Source organism: Nostoc sp. TCL240-02, from assembly GCF_013343235.1.
Lineage (GTDB): Bacteria > Cyanobacteriota > Cyanobacteriia > Cyanobacteriales > Nostocaceae > Nostoc.
In genome coordinates, this window is record NZ_CP040094.1 from 1,737,382 (window position 1) to 1,752,846 (window position 15,465).

A 15,465-nucleotide genomic window follows, 5' to 3' on the forward strand; every position below is an offset into this window, starting at 1 on the left:
GATTTATTTTTTGGACGATGCAAATTAAAATTCATAAAATTTGCATTGATGGAATAGTAATATCTATCCGTGGATAGATGAATACATTTTCCAAGCAATAAAATAATTCTATGTAGTACTACATATATATTTCTTTCGATAAAATTATTACCAAATTTAAGTAGACCGAAAGCTTAATACCAGGTTAAGTGCAAATAAATAAATTCTAAAAACAATGCAGAATAAGAAATTGTCAAAGACTTCCTCATCTATCAATAGCAATTCCCATACAGCAGAACAAAATCCTAAATTGGACTACAGACCGTTTGGTAGCCAAGTTCAAAAAGCAGCAGTTGCATCAGTGACAAAAACAGACATAGAGGATATTACCTTTGCAGAACAAAGTATTGAGGCAACTGGACTGGAATTACAAGCCAAATATGGCAAGATTATGCCAGAGTCACAGGAACGGCTGACTTTGCTGCAAGCCAAGATGGATGGATTATTGAATTCTCGACTAGAACACGCAACTCGATTTGGTCATAACTTTGCCAATATTCCACTAAGAAGACCAGATACACCAATTCAGGCAAAGCTGACAATTGGGGAACCTGGAGATAAGTACGAGCAGGAAGCTGACGAAACAGCACGTCAGGTTGTGCAAAGGATTCATCAGCCACAGAGTGAGAAAATTCAGCGCGAGTCATTGCCTGAAGAAGAAAATGAATTGCAAATGAAACTATCAAGCAATATCCAGCGCGAAGAATTGCCTGAAGAAGAAGATGAATTGCAAATGAAGTCGATGGTGCAGCGTGTGTCAGACGGTGGTATGGCAGCAACACTTGATTTGGAAACAGGGATACAACAAGCACGGGGTAGCGGACAGCCACTTGCGAAGAGCGTCAGGGAACCGATGGAACAGGCATTTAGCGCAGATTTCAGTGGGGTGAAGGTTCACACCGATGGTCAATCTGACCAGTTGAATCAGTCAATTCAAGCGCGTGCATTCACAACGGGGCAAGATGTGTTCTTTCGGCAGGGGGAATATAACCCTGGGAGTCGAGGGGGTCAGGAGTTGATTGCCCATGAGTTGACCCATGTTGTGCAGCAGACGCAACTTACAGACATGAGAAAAGCATCCACCCAAGACTTTCCGTTGCAGAAGATGCAGGAAGTACATGGCAGGATACCAGTAATACAACGGGCTTTGGATGGGGTAGAAGTTAAAGTTGGCGATCATATCAAAGATAATGAGGGGGACCAATATAAGATCACTTCACTAGCGGGTGAAGAAGTAGTGGCAGTGGGGATTGGCAAAAATAATAAGGAGGTAAAGGTCGAATTTACCATAGGGGGATGGGATGACGCATACACCAAAATAGCAACGGTTGGTGGTAGCGAAGAAAAGAGGTCATCTGAGGATGTTGGAAATGCAGTAGATAAGATATCGGAAAATAAACAAGAACAGAAATATGAGGATTCAGATGTAAGGGAGAATGAAGAACTGAAAGAAGCAAGCAAGGAAGAGAAGACAGAGATTAATGATAGAGAAAGTCAATTATTCCCCAAGATGGCAGTATTCAACTACGATCTGCCCAATGGATTAGGTACATTGGAATGGGTTGATGAGAAACAATACCAAACGAAAAACGGATGGATGTCAAAGAATATAAACTTTACATTAAATGATTCTATACAAAAGTTAGGAGGGCAGGCAGAGATCAGTGCCCATGCGATCATCGCTATCAAAGACGATGGTGCGGGAGTTATAAGAATAAATCCCCATTTCACCATGAGAGACACTAAAAGGCAGAACGCGAGACAGGAAGCTGAGGAAAAGAGGGCGAAATCACAAAAGGGGCATCAAAAAGCAAACAAGAGTAGACAGGAGCGGGAAGAGGAAGCGAAAGATGCTCTATGGTCAAAGCAGATAGGACTGAAGAGTACGAGGGCTGACAAGGGGGGAGAAGAAAGTAAATTGATCACACTAGAATTAAGCAAACTACCGTTCAAGGAAAAATGGATTAAGGGGATCGCCGATGCAGCCATAACAGCGGCTAAGTCACTTAAGTTAGAGGGTGTAAATTACGAGATCGGTAATGCGAGAAGTAAGTTTGAATTTAAAGATTAGTAAGAGGATGTTTGAAAAGTTTTAGGCGAATATAATTCGCTACTAGATAAAGCTTAGTCCACCTGCATGGACTAACGAAAAATCAAGGGTTTCTAACCCACGGAGGTGGGTTTTGTTCGTGTAGCCGCGACTTCTAGTCGCCCAGGCGAGTAACAATTTAGACTTTTCAAACAACCTCTAAGGTTATGAGAAGCCAGATGCTAATCAAGAGTGATCGCCAACAGAAACGCAGGTCTGACCAAAGCTGCCGATGATGTGAGTTAAAATCCTGATATCTTTAAGAACTACTCACGCAGACAGCCCCCGAAAAAGCGATCGCTATGCTTCAGTATCCCAATCTCGAACAAGCGCTAAAATATCACTTCGGTTACGACAGATTCCGCCCGGGACAACGGCAAATTATCGAAGATGCGCTGCAAAATCGAGATTTATTAATTGTCATGCCTACGGGTGGGGGAAAATCTCTGTGTTTTCAGTTACCTGCATTGATCAAAAAAGGTTTAACGGTGGTTGTGTCGCCATTAATCGCTTTGATGCAAGATCAAGTGGAAGGACTACGAAATAATAATATTAATGCCACATTTCTGAATAGTAGTCTGAATCCTTATAAAGTGCGATCGCGGGAAGAAGCCATCCTCAGTGGTAAAGTCAGATTACTTTACGTCGCCCCAGAACGTCTGTTGAGTGAAAGATTTCTGCCCTTTCTCGATTTAGTCAAAGAAAAAATTGGGATTGCAGCTTTTGCCATTGATGAAGCCCACTGCGTCTCTGAGTGGGGGCACGACTTCCGCCCAGAATACCGCCAGATGAAATCTCTGCGGAAACGCTATCCTGATGTCCCTACCCTCGCCCTCACCGCCACAGCCACCGATCGCGTCCGTGCTGATATTATCCAACAACTAGGGCTAAAGCAACCTAGTATCCATATTGCTAGCTTTAACCGCCAAAATCTTTACTACGAAGTTCGTTCTAAAACCAAGTCTGCGTATGCTGAATTATTAGAACTCATTCGAGAAAATGAATGTTCAGCAATTATTTATTGCTTGACGCGCAAAAAAGTTGATGAACTCACCTTTAAATTGCAAAATGATAAAATTTCCGCCTTATCTTATCATGCCGGCTTAAGTGACGAAGAACGCAGCAGCAATCAAACTCGATTTATTCGAGATGATGTGCGCGTTATGGTAGCAACAATTGCCTTTGGGATGGGAATTAATAAACCAGATGTGCGGTTAGTAATTCACTTTGATTTACCGCGTAATTTGGAAAGTTATTATCAAGAATCAGGAAGAGCGGGAAGGGATAGTGAACCTTCCCGTTGTACACTTTTTTTCAGTTTTAGTGATATTAAAACTATTGAATGGAGTATTGACCAAAAACCCGATCCTCAAGAACAATTGATTGCTAAACAACAACTGCGTCAGGTAATTGACTATGCTCAAGGTACTGTTTGCCGACGGACAATTCAGTTAGGTTATTTTGGCGAACGTTTTGATGGAAATTGTGGTAACTGCGATAATTGCCGTTATCCCAAACCAATGCAAGACTGGACAATAGAAGCCATGAAATTTTTATCTTGTGTGGCGCGTTGTAAAGAAAGATTTGGAATGCTGCACATTATTGATGTGTTGCGGGGGGCAAAAAGCCAGAAAATCATCCAAAACGAACACGATCAACTTTCTACTTATGGTATTGGCAAAGATAAAAGTATAGATGAATGGCGGATGTTGGCGCGATCGCTTTTACATCAAGGTTTGGTAGAACAGACTAGCGATGGTTACTCAGTTTTGAAACTTAACCCCCTGAGTTGGGAAGTGATGCGGCGACAGAGGACAGTTTCTCTTGCTGTTCCTGTAGCACAGAAGATTACATGGGAAGAAGGGAGTGAGAAGGCTGCTGAGGCAGAGATTTTAATGCAGAGATTGCGATCGCTCCGTAAACAACTAGCTGATGAACAGTCTGTTCCACCTTACGTTGTCTTTCAGGATTCTACCTTGAAAGTGATGGCACAGGTACAACCGAAAACACTAACAGAATTTGGTAAACTTTCAGGCGTAGGTAGTCACAAACTTTCCCAATATGGTGATAAATTCCTCACAGAAATTCGCGCCTACCGCCAAGAAAAAGGTTTGATAGATCCACCACAAGTTAAATTTACACCCTCTGTTAGCTTACCTTCCGACACAGAAATAGTCACATTCCAATTACATAAACAAGGTTTGAGTGTTGATGAAATTGCCAAAAAACGCAACATTCGTCCCACAACAATTATTCGTCATCTTACAGATTTAATTGAGAAAAATCAGCCTGTAGATTTAAATCAGTTAGTATCTCTCGAACATCAGCAAAAAATTTGGCAAGTTTTAGAAGTTCTTGGTGATATCTCTTTGACTCCAATTCGAGAACAACTAGGTGAAAGCTATAGTTTTGACGAAATCCGCTTAGTACGGGGTAAGTGGCGGCGTGAAAATCGCAAGTGATAATTAAATTTTAAATGATGTTTTCAAAGCGAATAGAATGAGACTGTTGGGTTATAACTCATCTCTGCCTCAATTAATAATTGTCGCGGGTTGGGGGATCTCTTGTGCGTAAGTCATCATCATGACACTTTAAGCTTCTAGGCCGATGTGGAAATAAACATTTTCAGGATTTACTTGAACAGCCCGTTTAAAAATTTGTAATCCAACCTTTGGACATTATGCAAAACCTGTCCCTAATGTTAGTGCCTGTACTCGCTGCACAGAAAGCAGCAGGTGACGGTTTAATTAAACCTCTCGGTCATCATGAGTTGCTGTTGGTGCTGGTGCAACTGTCACTATTGCTTCTGGTAGCGCGGGGATTAGGTGAGTTAATGCGCCGAATTAATCTACCGCCTGTTGTTGGGGAATTATTGGCGGGTGTACTGCTGGGCCCCTCTATTTTTGGTTTGCTCCTTCCAGACTTGCAAGCTCACATCTTTCCTAAAAGTCAAGAACAGTCTAATTTACTTTCGGTGATTTCTTGGTTAGGTGTGTTATTTTTGCTGATTGTAACTGGCTTGGAGACGGATCTCAAGCTGATTCTTCGTAAGGGTAAAACCGCTCTACTCATTTCACTTGGCGGAATTATTGTCCCATTTATCACCGGATTTGGATTGGGCTGGCTATTGCCAGATAGTTTTTTAGCCAACCCAGAAAAGCGACTGGTATTCAGTCTATTTATCGCCACAGCAATGAGTATTTCCGCAGTACCAGTGATTGCTAAGGTGCTGATGGACTTAAACCTGATTCGCCGTGACATTGGTCAAGTAACCTTAGCGGCTGGGATGACTGACGACACCATCGGCTGGATTTTACTTTCTGTGGTTTCCGGTCTAGCTAGTAGCGGCAAGTTTGACTTCGGGACAATTTTTCATTCTGTGAGTGCAGCTATATTGTTTTTAGCGATCGCTTTCACAATTGGCCGTACCATCGTAGATCAGATTTTGCGGTGGGTTGATGACTACGTTGGTGGAATCTCAGCTAGTATATCGGCTGTACTGATTCTTTCGCTCTCGGCAGCAGCACTTACCCACGCATTAGGTCTAGAAGCAGCATTAGGTGCTTTCGTGCTGGGGATTCTGGCGGGCCAATCTCGCCGCTTTAGTAACGAAGCTGGACATCTGCTAGAAGTATTCACAGCAGCCTTTCTAGCGCCAATTTTCTTTGCTGGGGCTGGTTTGAAAGTTGATTTGCTAACTCTGTTAGTCCCTCAAACGCTGCTATTTGGCTTGATTGTTCTTGCTGTCGCCTGTGTTGGCAAATTTACAGGTGCTTACCTTGGTTCTCGCGTCGGTGGCTTGAGTCATTGGGAAGGTTTGGCTATGGGTTCCGGGATGAATGCTCGCGGGGCAATGGAAATTGTCGTTGCCACGATTGGTTTATCTTTGGGAGTGCTCAATCCCCAGATGTACTCAATTATTGTTATGGTGGCGATCGTCACTTCCCTAATGGCTCCACCCCTTCTGCGCTGGACTTTATCAAAAGTGGTTATGAGTGAGGAGGAAGCTCAACGGTTGGAACAAGAAGAGCAGGATAGCCGCAGCTTTATCAAGCAAATCCACCGTATCTTAATACCTACTAGTGGTGGTCCCAACATCCAACTCGCAGCGCAACTAGTGGGCTACATGGCTCACCAAAACTCGATAGAAGTGACATCTCTATATGCTCTGAGTGACAAGCAGCCTCAGAAGAAAGGCCGCAGGGCAGCGACCCAGGTTAAAGATACCGCCGCCGAGGAAGCTCTGGCTTCTGTTGCTGAGGAAATGCAGCTACCTGATGATACGACCCTGCAAACAAAAATGGAGTCTGGGCGTAGTAAAGCCGAGGTAATTTTGAATGAAGCGAACAAAAACTATGACTTGATCGTATTGGGAGCTTCTGAACAGATGCGCCCTCAAAAAACATTGTTCAATTTGCTTGTAGATCGGGTAGTACAAGAAGCGCCATGTGCAACGATGGTGGTCAAGTCGCACCTACCCCAAGCTAAAGGCGAGATATGCAAAATCGCTCAACAAAAGCTGACAAAGATCCTGGTGCCAACTGTGGGGACAGAATATAGCAAAAATGCTGTAGAGATGGCAAGTACGATCGCTGCTCAAACGGGAGCATTAGTGATGATCGTGAATGTGATTAATTTGCCACAAGTTGAGTATATTCTATACGAACAGCGATCGCTAACTCCAGTGAAGGAAATTGCTCACGATCTGCTTGAACAGCAAGCAGCAATTGGCCGCAATCTGGGTGCTGATGTCAAAACATATATTCTTCAAGGAACCAGCCCAGAAAGGGAAATCCTCAAGTTTGCCCAAACCCAGGAAGTTGACCTAATTATTCTCGGAAGTAATATCCGAATGGTTACGGGTCGCGTTTTCTTCGGTCACAGAGTTGATGCAATTTTGAGTAAAGCCCATTGTCCAGTAGCAGTAATTACCGTACCATAGTCTTTCTCATCTGCATCTAAGCAAACTTTTCTTTAATAATTCTCCTTTATCCCCCTTGTCTCCCCCTACTCCCCTGCTCCCCTGCCCCTTGCCCCCTGCCTTTCAAGGGTAGGTTTTTTAGAATCTCAAAAATAGTTGAGAAAATTCTCAATTGTTTAACGTGGTTTGGTCATTTCAGGATTTAAGCATCGGCTGAAATAGCCAAAAAATGACCAAATACAAAATACCTACCCTTGAAAGCTGCCCCCTGCTCCCCTGCCCCCTGTCCCCTACCCTTAAAGCGATGGGATATTTTTTCGGAAGTCCCCTAGCGGGAAGCTCTGGAAGTAACCGATCGTTGCAAATTAGCTAAAGCACGATTGTAATCCAAAATAGCTGTGACTCGATTACCTTCTGCTCTTGTCAGGTCATTTTCAGCAGAGATCACCTCTGTTTGAGTGCCCACACCAGCTTGGAACCTCAGCCTTGCTAAATTCAGAGCTTCCCTAGCTTGATTTAAAGCCACACTAGAAGTCTGCACATTATTTAAATTAGATTGCAATTGAGAATAGAATTGTTCTACATCAAAGCGAATTTGGTCACGCTGGCTGGCAAATTGACTCTCTGCGATCGCAATATTAGATTTCGACTGAGCCGCCCTTGCTCTTGCTGCTCCCCCATCAAATAAAGTGAGATTTCCTTGGAGACCTACTGAATAGCCATCAGTAATGCTGACACCATCATCGTAGCGATCTAGGAGATTGTAGTTACCGACCAAACTAATTTGCGGCCCTAGCTGTGAAAGTGCTTGTCGTCGCTGTTGCTCACTAATGTTGCGTTGTGCTAATTGCTGTTGCAATTCTGGACGATTTTGAAACGCTTGGACAATACTTTGTTCTACGGTCTGCGGCCAAAGACCGGCTAACTGTACAGGATCTGCGGTACTGATATCAACTGACTGCGACAAACTTAACGTGGTGGTAAGCTGGCGACGGGCAATTTGCTGTTGCGAGATAGCATTAGTTAGTTGTTGTTGGGCGTTTGCTAAATTCACCTGAGCCTGTAGCACATCGAACCGCGTACCCACTCCCGCCTGTTCTCTGGCTTGAGTATCCCGTAAACTAGCCTGGGCATTCTCTACAGCAGCTCGGTTAATTCTTACTTGTTCATCAGCTTGTTGCAAATCGTAGTATTGAGTCGTGGCATTCAATCTAATTATCAAAGACTGGCTTTCAACATTCAATTCATCCACACGTAGTTGTTCTTCAGCTGCTTGGATTGCCCCTTGTCGATTACCGGAGGTATAGAGGTTGTAATTTAGTTGTGCTGAACCATTAAAAGAGGTGCTGGATTGAGATGAATTATTAGTAAAACCATTACCACTATTAGTCAAATTACTGTTGATTCCCAAAGTAGGAAATAAGGCAGCTTGAGACTCGCGTAGGGCTGAACGACTACGTTCTAGCTGTAATATTGCTACCTGTAAATCCCGATTATTGCGTCGTGCTAGTTCCAAAGCTTGTGCCAAAGTGATTGGCACAGTTCCCTGAATCCTTACTTCCTGGGGTTTAGTCGGAAATTGCAGAGGATTAGGATTAGGGTTGAGGTAATCAGGAACCTGCACAGTGCTTGAGTTATTCTGCGGTTTTGGGGGAGTTACTGCACTTGCTAAAGCTGGAAAAAGAATCGCAAACGCAACACCAACCCAGGTAGAATGCACAAATAATAAGCTAAAATTCATAATCTAGATGTAGTCATTAATTAGGTTTTTTGAGGACACAATCAAAAGTTTTTATCCTGATTGACCTATAGAAATTTAAAGTTTAAATTCCTCCTCTAAGGGTTGATATTAACAAATTAGCCAACAATCAAGCCATCCTGAACTCGAATAATCCTTTTGGTTTGAGCAGCGATATCTGGTTCATGAGTGACAATTACAATTGTGATTCCTTGGTCATTAAGTTCTGTCAGCAAATTCATCACCTCATGAGAAGTTTCAGTATCTAAAGCTCCTGTTGGCTCATCTGCCAAAACTAATGCAGGTCGGTTGACTAAAGCACGAGCGATCGCTACCCGTTGTTGTTGTCCCCCAGATAGTTGACTAGGACGGTTAGCTATGCGTCCCTGTAATCCTACTTTTTCCAGGGCTTCTAATGCCCTTTTACGGCGTTTTGGCTTGGGTAAGTTAGCGTAAACCATTGGTAACATAACGTTTTCCAGTGCTGTTGCCCTCGCCAATAGGTTAAATTGTTGAAAAACAAAACCTATCCTTTGGTTACGAATATACGCTAATTCATCATCATCAAAAGTTGTCAGGTTTCTCCCTTCAAAAATATAATCTCCAGTTGTCGGGCGATCCAGACATCCCAAAATATTCATCAGAGTGGATTTACCCGAACCTGACGCACCCATAATCGAGACATATTCCCCTTCCTCAATAGAGAGTTCAATTCCCTTAAGAATCGGAACACTAACTTCTCCTAAGTAGTAAGTTTTAGTAATAGATTCCATCCAAATCATCGTTGGCATATTAATTACGAATTACGTTAGCGCAGCATTAGCGACGTAGGAGCGTCATTACGAATTACTAGTCGCTTCTTAAAGCATTAATTGGATCTAATTTAGATGCGTTTCGTGCTGGAATTACCCCAGCGACTAAGCCAACACTCAATGAGAGTACAAATCCAGCAATAATCGACAAGAAAGAAATGATAAAGGGAAATTTGAAAATACTTGAAGCTATAAAGGCTAATAAAATGCCAGTGGCCATCCCAATGCCTCCGCCAACAATGGAAATTACGATCGCTTCAGCTAAAAATTGATTAAGGATTGCCGAATTGGTGGCTCCTACAGCTTTGCGAATCCCAATTTCTCGCGTCCGCTCAACTACGGAAACTAGCATAATGTTGGCAATACCAATTCCACCAACCACTAACGAAATGCCAGCGATCGCTACCACCATTACTGTAAATAAGCCTACAACACTAGTAAAAGTACTAACAATATCAGCTTGATTAGTCAGCCGAAAATCATCCGCTTGCGGCGGATAAATGTTGTGACGCAGCCGTAAAAGATTTGTGACTTGAAACTGAGCAGCTTCTAATTCCTCTTGATTAGCGCCTTTGACTAAAATTCCATTTACAGAAACGCCTACCAAAGCATTGTTCCCAACTAGTCTCTTGGACATACTAGTTAGAGGAATGAAAACCTGGTCATCTCGATCCATCGGCCCCTGAGAGCCTTTAGGTTCCATCACCCCAATCACTTGATAAGCCTCTCCTTGAATGCGAATTTTCTCGCCGATAGGATTTACACCCTGTCCAAAGAGCGTGCTTTGAACTGTAGGGCCAAGAATCGCTACCTGTGCGACAGTATCTAGTTCTTCTTGAGTAAAATATCTCCCTTGCTGTGGGTGAGTATTTCTGACTTCTGGGTAGTTCAAATCTGTGCCATAAATGGTTGTTGAGGTGTTCTGTCCTGCATACACAACTTGGGCAGTCCGTTGGAGATAAGCAGAAACCATCTGTGCTGATGGCGCTTGTGTAGCGATCGCCTTAGCATCTTCCCAGGTCAAGGTGCTGCTAGAACCGACTCCTTGACGGACATTCCCGCTTCTTGCAGCACCCGCTAAGATTTGGATCACATCTGTACCCAATGCTTGGATCTGTTGCTCAACGCCCTTTTGCACTCCCTGACCAACAGAAGTAATGGCAATGACTGAGGAAATCCCAATAATCACGCCCAACATCGTTAGACCTGTGCGTAATTTGTTACTCCACAGAGTCTCTGCCGCCATTGTCAAGATTTCCAGCAACGGTACTGTGCGGGTCTTCTTAGCTTTGTAAAAGCCCTTAAATATCTTAAACATAAGGTTTTATTTAAAACTCAATACAATCGAGTCAAGCATTTCTTCTTTTCCTTTGTGTCCTTTGCGTCCTTCTCTAACGAGACGCTGCGCGAATGCGGTTAGTTAAAAAAATTGACTATGACAAAGAGTTAAGCGTTAACCCAACCGTATTGACTTAAAACTAAGGGGAACCACCGCCTGAACGACCACCGCCGCCACCGGCTCCTCTTCCGCCACCGCCACCGCCGCCTCCCCCTATACCAGGGAAAACTCCTCCTCGTGGTGTTGATTGCGGACGCGAGCCTGGTGGGAAACTGAGTAATACTCTTTCATCTCCTGTCAATCCAGACTTAACTTCGGTAAAGTTATTTGCGGTAACGCCAGTCTCAATACGAGTAAAGACAGGTTTGTTATTTGCTCCAGCCACATACACACCTGTGGTATTTTGTTGGCGCACCACTGAAGCGGTTGGCACTACTAAAACATTTTCAACTTGACCGACTTGAAAATCTACTTCCGCATTCATCCCAGACCGCAGTAATCTTTGAGGGTCAGAAAGTGATACTCTCACTTCAAAACTGGTAACATTTTGTTCTACTATTGCTTGGGCAGCGATTTGGCTGACTTTACCTTCAAAGGTTTTCCCTGGGTAGGCATCTGCTGTAATCGAGACTTTTTGACCAAGGCTGATTTTGGAAATATTTGTTTCTGCTAAATTTGCGACAACTTCATTTGTTGAAGCTAGAGACAAGATTGAAGAAGAAGAAGAAGAAGCTACTTCACTACTAGCAGTTGTGGGTGTCACGAAAGCACCGGGATCGGCAAATTTCTTTGTCACTACCCCATCAAAAGGGGCGCGAATGATCGTGTCATTGATTTCGGCTTGGATGTTTTGCAGCGAACCACGAGCAGATGTTACCTGGGCACGGGCTGCGCTAATATCTTCTTGGCGCGTTCCGGCTTTTAAAAGAGCCAAAGCTTGCTGTCTCTGCTTCACTACAGCTTGTGCTTGCTCGATGTCTTCTGGACGTGATCCGGCTTTTTGCAACCCTAGTGCTTGCTGTGCTTCATTTACACTAGCTTGGGCGCTGTCACGAGTGGCACGGTTTTGGTTAAGAGTCTGAAGGGATATACCGCCTGCATTGTAAAGCTGTTGATTACGAACAAAATCATCTTCTGCTTGGCGAAGGGTGGCTTGAGCGCTTTGCAAGCGTGCCTGTGCTTGGGCAATATCTTGAGAGCGATTGCCTGCTTGTACCTTTTGCAGATTCGCCTGGGCTTCGTCTAATACTCCTTGTGCTTGAGCAATATCTTGAGGACGATTACCTGCGATCGCTTTTTGCAAATTCGCCTCGGCTTGTGCCAATTGTCCTTGAGCAGAAGTAAGTTGCCCACGCAGGTTGGAATCATCCATGTAAGCGACAATCTGTCCTTGTTTAACGAGATCCCCTTCTTTCGCTAGCAGTGTTTTCAAGATACCGGAATTTTTCGGGCTGAGGTTAATTGACCGCTCAGGTTTCACTGTTCCGTTCGCTGAAACTGTGATTGTTAAACTCTGCCTTTGTACAGGTCTTGTCAGCACCCGACGGCTGGCTTGTTGCTGGGAAACAACGGCTACTTGGTAATAAACTGCATAGCCAATTCCACCCAAAAGGCAAAAAGCAATTAGCCAAGAGAGCCAATTTCGTTTGCCCTTTTTTTTCTTTACCTCTGGAACTAAAACTGATGAATCTACGGTATTTGGTGTATCAATTTTCATATCCATTTTGTCTATAAGGAACGGCTACCGAGCCAGTTATTTACGGCTAAACTATAGCCTGGTAGCCCTATACTGACAATGATTTTGAGTTTTTAGTGTTTTAAAGGTTTATTTGCAGTACCAACCCACTAGGAAGTCTGAAATAATCATCACGCACTCTCACTAATCTTCCAGCAGGAACAATTTCCTGACTGGGAAGAAGAATATCTCCATTAGGAAGTCTGAAGTAACCTTGGTTACGCAGTCTAACTATGGATCTAGAAGGAATAATTTGCCCATTGGGATATCTGATGTCACCATTACCAAGTCTGACTACTCTGTTATAGGATTGGTTGTCACGGTTCCAATTGTCCCGATCTCTTGAGTTTCTGACTTCTCCAGGGTAGGGTCTGCCGTCACGGTTCCAATTATCCCGGTCTCTAGAGTTTCTGACTTCTCCAGGATAGTTTCTACCGTCGCGGTTCCAATTATTATCCCGATCTCTAGGGTTTCTGACTTCTCCAGGATAGGATCTGCCGTCGCGATCAAAATTGGGATCGCGATCGCCAACAACATAGACTTTCGTCTGGGCACTTGCAGGCGCAGTCAAAAGAGTGGGAACAATTATCAGAGCAGCAGCAGCTAGGACTATCGATACACGGTTTGGTTTCAACATGAAATTAACTCCTTATTGGTATTAAATTTCTATTCTGCTGAGGTTTAGATTCAGCAATACTTAGATAGTTGCTTTTATTTGGGTATCAATATGTTTGATGTTTACCTCATCGTATAAATTCATACATAATAATTATCGATCAAAAAGTTGAAACCAATGTATGACAAAAGTCATTAGTAATTCAAGACTTATGTATGACCAAAGTCATCAGTTTTTAATGGGGAGATGAGGGAGAATAATTAATATTTATTGCCCAATCTTTTTAAATTTAATCCTGTATTGGTGCAATTCCTTGCCAGATAATATCCACAAAATTTTGGATAAATGCTGATACTTCTGTACCACGATCTTCAGATTTTAAGTAAGGTTTTATTGTAAAATCGTCTTCTTTTATACTTTTTTGAGACGAAATCTGCTCTAAGAAAACATAGTTCATCAACGATCCGAGTAAAATATGAGCCACTGTCTGGGGATCGCAAGGGCGAAGGCGATTTTGGTTGATTTCATACTCTAGAAAAGCGGTCAGTGCTTTGAAATCTTGTATGGGTCTTGGTTCTTTACCTCCAAGTTCTGGAAACGCATTGCCTCGCGATCGCAGCATCACGATCTGAGGCAGCACCTCACGATAAAATTCCGTAATCTGGAGGCAAATATTGATTAAGTTTTCTTTGAGATTGCCTTTGCCACTAAGAGATTCCAACTCGCTCACCCACACGGGTTTTTCTGGAATTCCCATCGCCGTAAAAAATAATTCTTCTTTGGTTGAGAATCGCTTGAAAATTGAAGCTTCAGAAATACCTGCCTGTTGAGCAATTTCTAAGGTTGAAGCACCAAATCCTTGTTGCAGGAAAACTTGACGAGCCGCTTCTAATATCTGCTGATTGGTGATTTTGGGTACACGAGCCATAAATAAGTGAGTAATTACTTATTAATATATTGCCCTTGTGATGGGAATGTCAATAACTAATGACGTAATATTTTGCTGCCGTCAAGAGCGGAGATCGTTTAAGCTAGCTGAAAGATTCTTTGATTAGTGGCTTAAAGGCGGTAATGTGCCTAAACATGTTCGTTTGATTTCTTTTCTAATGGTCTGTAGTTTGTGGAGTATGCCAAAAGCCGCTAACGCGCAGGCATTAATACCCCATACACTGCAACTAGATGGGACAAAGTTAGAGAAGCAGGGGTTGAGCCTGGCACAAGAGGCGGCTCAACTAGCTCAGTTTCAACAGGTTGAATTAGCTTTGCCACGAGCGCGGCTGGCTAGTCAACTGGCTCCGAAGAATGATAAAGTATGGTTGCTTTTAGGTGGATTGCAACTACAAACCAAAGAGTTTGACGGGGCGATCGCTAGCTTCAAAAAAGCGCAATCTATCAACCCTAAAAATGGTGATATTTTGTTTGCTTTGGGTTCAGCTAATTTTCAGCAGAAAAATTACCAAGCGGCGGTTGTCAATTACCAAGAAGGTTTGAAGTTAAAACCCAACGATCCAGAAGGGTTATTTGATTTGGGTAATGCTTACTATCTACTGGGTAAATTGCCAGATGCGATCGCACAGTACGATAAAGCAGTCTCTCAAGATAAAAAATTCTGGCCAGCGCTCAACAATATTGGTTTAATCAACTACGAACAGGGTAATACCTCTGAAGCGATTAAGCGATGGCAATCTGCCATAACCCTTGATAAGCAAGCCGCAGAACCTTTATTAGCTTTGGCAGTGGCACTTTATACGAAAGGCGATAGCCAACAAGGTTTAACAATGGGAGAAGCTGCACTCCGCATCGATCAGCGCTATGCTAATTTGAATTTTCTTAAAGAAAATCTCTGGGGCGATCGCCTATTGTCTGATACGAAAAAATTCCTAGAATTACCCCGTATTCAAGCAGCCCTACAGCAACCAGAAAACTCATCATCAGCTCCTGGAAAACAGCCTACTCAATAGGAGTGGGGAGTGGGGAGCAGGGGGCAGGGGAGCAGGGGGAGCAGGGGGAGAAGAACTAAGAACCAATGCCCAATGCCCAATGCCCAATGCCCCATTCCCCATTCCCCATTGACTTTCCTATTACCACTTGCCTAATAGTACCTTTTCGTAGTACATCTATACTAACTAAAGACAGGAAATAATCGCCCAAAAACCTTTGCGGGCGAATATTCCTG

Annotated in this window: 10 protein-coding genes; 4 read left to right on the plus strand and 6 right to left on the minus strand. The window is 43.3% G+C overall.

Annotated features, from left to right (window positions below; all coding sequences use genetic code 11):
• Nucleotides 1-214: 214 nt before the first annotated feature.
• The 3 genes from FBB35_RS07565 to FBB35_RS07575 all read left to right on the plus strand — a co-directional run bounded on the left by FBB35_RS07565 (nucleotide 215) and on the right by FBB35_RS07575 (nucleotide 7,070).
• Nucleotides 215-2,110, plus strand: coding sequence for a DUF4157 domain-containing protein (locus FBB35_RS07565; protein WP_217481695.1), 1,896 nt, complete (start codon nucleotides 215-217; stop codon nucleotides 2,108-2,110).
• 320 nt (nucleotides 2,111-2,430) lie between these two features.
• On the plus strand, nucleotides 2,431-4,590 hold the full coding sequence (gene recQ / locus FBB35_RS07570; protein ID WP_174709152.1) for a DNA helicase RecQ: 2,160 nt from the start codon (nucleotides 2,431-2,433) through the stop codon (nucleotides 4,588-4,590).
• 218 nt (nucleotides 4,591-4,808) lie between these two features.
• A complete protein-coding gene (locus FBB35_RS07575) occupies nucleotides 4,809-7,070 on the plus strand; it encodes a cation:proton antiporter (RefSeq protein WP_174709153.1) in 2,262 nt (753 codons plus the stop codon).
• Between the two features lie 307 nt (nucleotides 7,071-7,377).
• Here FBB35_RS07575 and FBB35_RS07580 read toward each other — a convergent pair whose 3' ends face one another.
• The 6 genes from FBB35_RS07580 to FBB35_RS07605 form a co-directional block, all read right to left on the minus strand.
• Nucleotides 7,378-8,790: a TolC family protein gene (locus FBB35_RS07580; RefSeq protein ID WP_174709154.1), complete on the minus strand. Its 1,413-nt coding sequence runs from the start codon at nucleotides 8,788-8,790 to the stop codon at nucleotides 7,378-7,380.
• A 116-nt stretch (nucleotides 8,791-8,906) separates the two neighbouring features.
• Nucleotides 8,907-9,578 (minus strand): ABC transporter ATP-binding protein, encoded by a 672-nt coding sequence (locus FBB35_RS07585; RefSeq protein ID WP_302480954.1) that lies wholly within the window; start codon nucleotides 9,576-9,578, stop codon nucleotides 8,907-8,909.
• A gap of 58 nt (nucleotides 9,579-9,636) precedes the next feature.
• A complete protein-coding gene (locus tag FBB35_RS07590) occupies nucleotides 9,637-10,908 on the minus strand; it encodes an ABC transporter permease (RefSeq protein WP_174713556.1) in 1,272 nt (423 codons plus the stop codon).
• Between the two features lie 169 nt (nucleotides 10,909-11,077).
• Entirely contained in the window at nucleotides 11,078-12,655 is a 1,578-nt protein-coding gene (locus tag FBB35_RS07595) for an efflux RND transporter periplasmic adaptor subunit (protein WP_174709155.1), read from the minus strand.
• A 100-nt stretch (nucleotides 12,656-12,755) separates the two neighbouring features.
• On the minus strand, nucleotides 12,756-13,310 hold the full coding sequence (locus FBB35_RS07600; RefSeq protein ID WP_174709156.1) for a hypothetical protein: 555 nt from the start codon (nucleotides 13,308-13,310) through the stop codon (nucleotides 12,756-12,758).
• Nucleotides 13,311-13,578: 268 nt separating this feature from the next.
• On the minus strand, nucleotides 13,579-14,217 hold the full coding sequence (locus FBB35_RS07605) for a TetR/AcrR family transcriptional regulator (RefSeq protein ID WP_174709157.1): 639 nt from the start codon (nucleotides 14,215-14,217) through the stop codon (nucleotides 13,579-13,581).
• Nucleotides 14,218-14,362: 145 nt separating this feature from the next.
• Here FBB35_RS07605 and FBB35_RS07610 point away from each other — a divergent pair, with 145 nt between their 5' ends.
• Nucleotides 14,363-15,250 (plus strand): tetratricopeptide repeat protein, encoded by an 888-nt coding sequence (locus FBB35_RS07610; RefSeq protein WP_174709158.1) that lies wholly within the window; start codon nucleotides 14,363-14,365, stop codon nucleotides 15,248-15,250.
• The last annotated feature ends 215 nt before the right edge of the window (nucleotides 15,251-15,465 follow it).

What these genes read in the sequence shown, in the direction of transcription:
- FBB35_RS07565 (WP_217481695.1), top strand. Translation starts at nt 215, where the DNA reads ATGCAGAATAAGAAATTGTCAAAGACTTCCTCATCTATCAATAGCAAT.
- recQ (WP_174709152.1), top strand. Translation starts at nt 2,431, where the DNA reads ATGCTTCAGTATCCCAATCTCGAACAAGCGCTAAAATATCACTTCGGT.
- FBB35_RS07575 (WP_174709153.1), top strand. Translation starts at nt 4,809, where the DNA reads ATGCAAAACCTGTCCCTAATGTTAGTGCCTGTACTCGCTGCACAGAAA.
- FBB35_RS07580 (WP_174709154.1), bottom strand. Translation starts at nt 8,790, where the DNA reads ATGAATTTTAGCTTATTATTTGTGCATTCTACCTGGGTTGGTGTTGCG.
- FBB35_RS07585 (WP_302480954.1), bottom strand. Translation starts at nt 9,578, where the DNA reads ATGCCAACGATGATTTGGATGGAATCTATTACTAAAACTTACTACTTA.
- FBB35_RS07595 (WP_174709155.1), bottom strand. Translation starts at nt 12,655, where the DNA reads ATGAAAATTGATACACCAAATACCGTAGATTCATCAGTTTTAGTTCCA.
- FBB35_RS07600 (WP_174709156.1), bottom strand. Translation starts at nt 13,310, where the DNA reads ATGTTGAAACCAAACCGTGTATCGATAGTCCTAGCTGCTGCTGCTCTG.
- FBB35_RS07605 (WP_174709157.1), bottom strand. Translation starts at nt 14,217, where the DNA reads ATGGCTCGTGTACCCAAAATCACCAATCAGCAGATATTAGAAGCGGCT.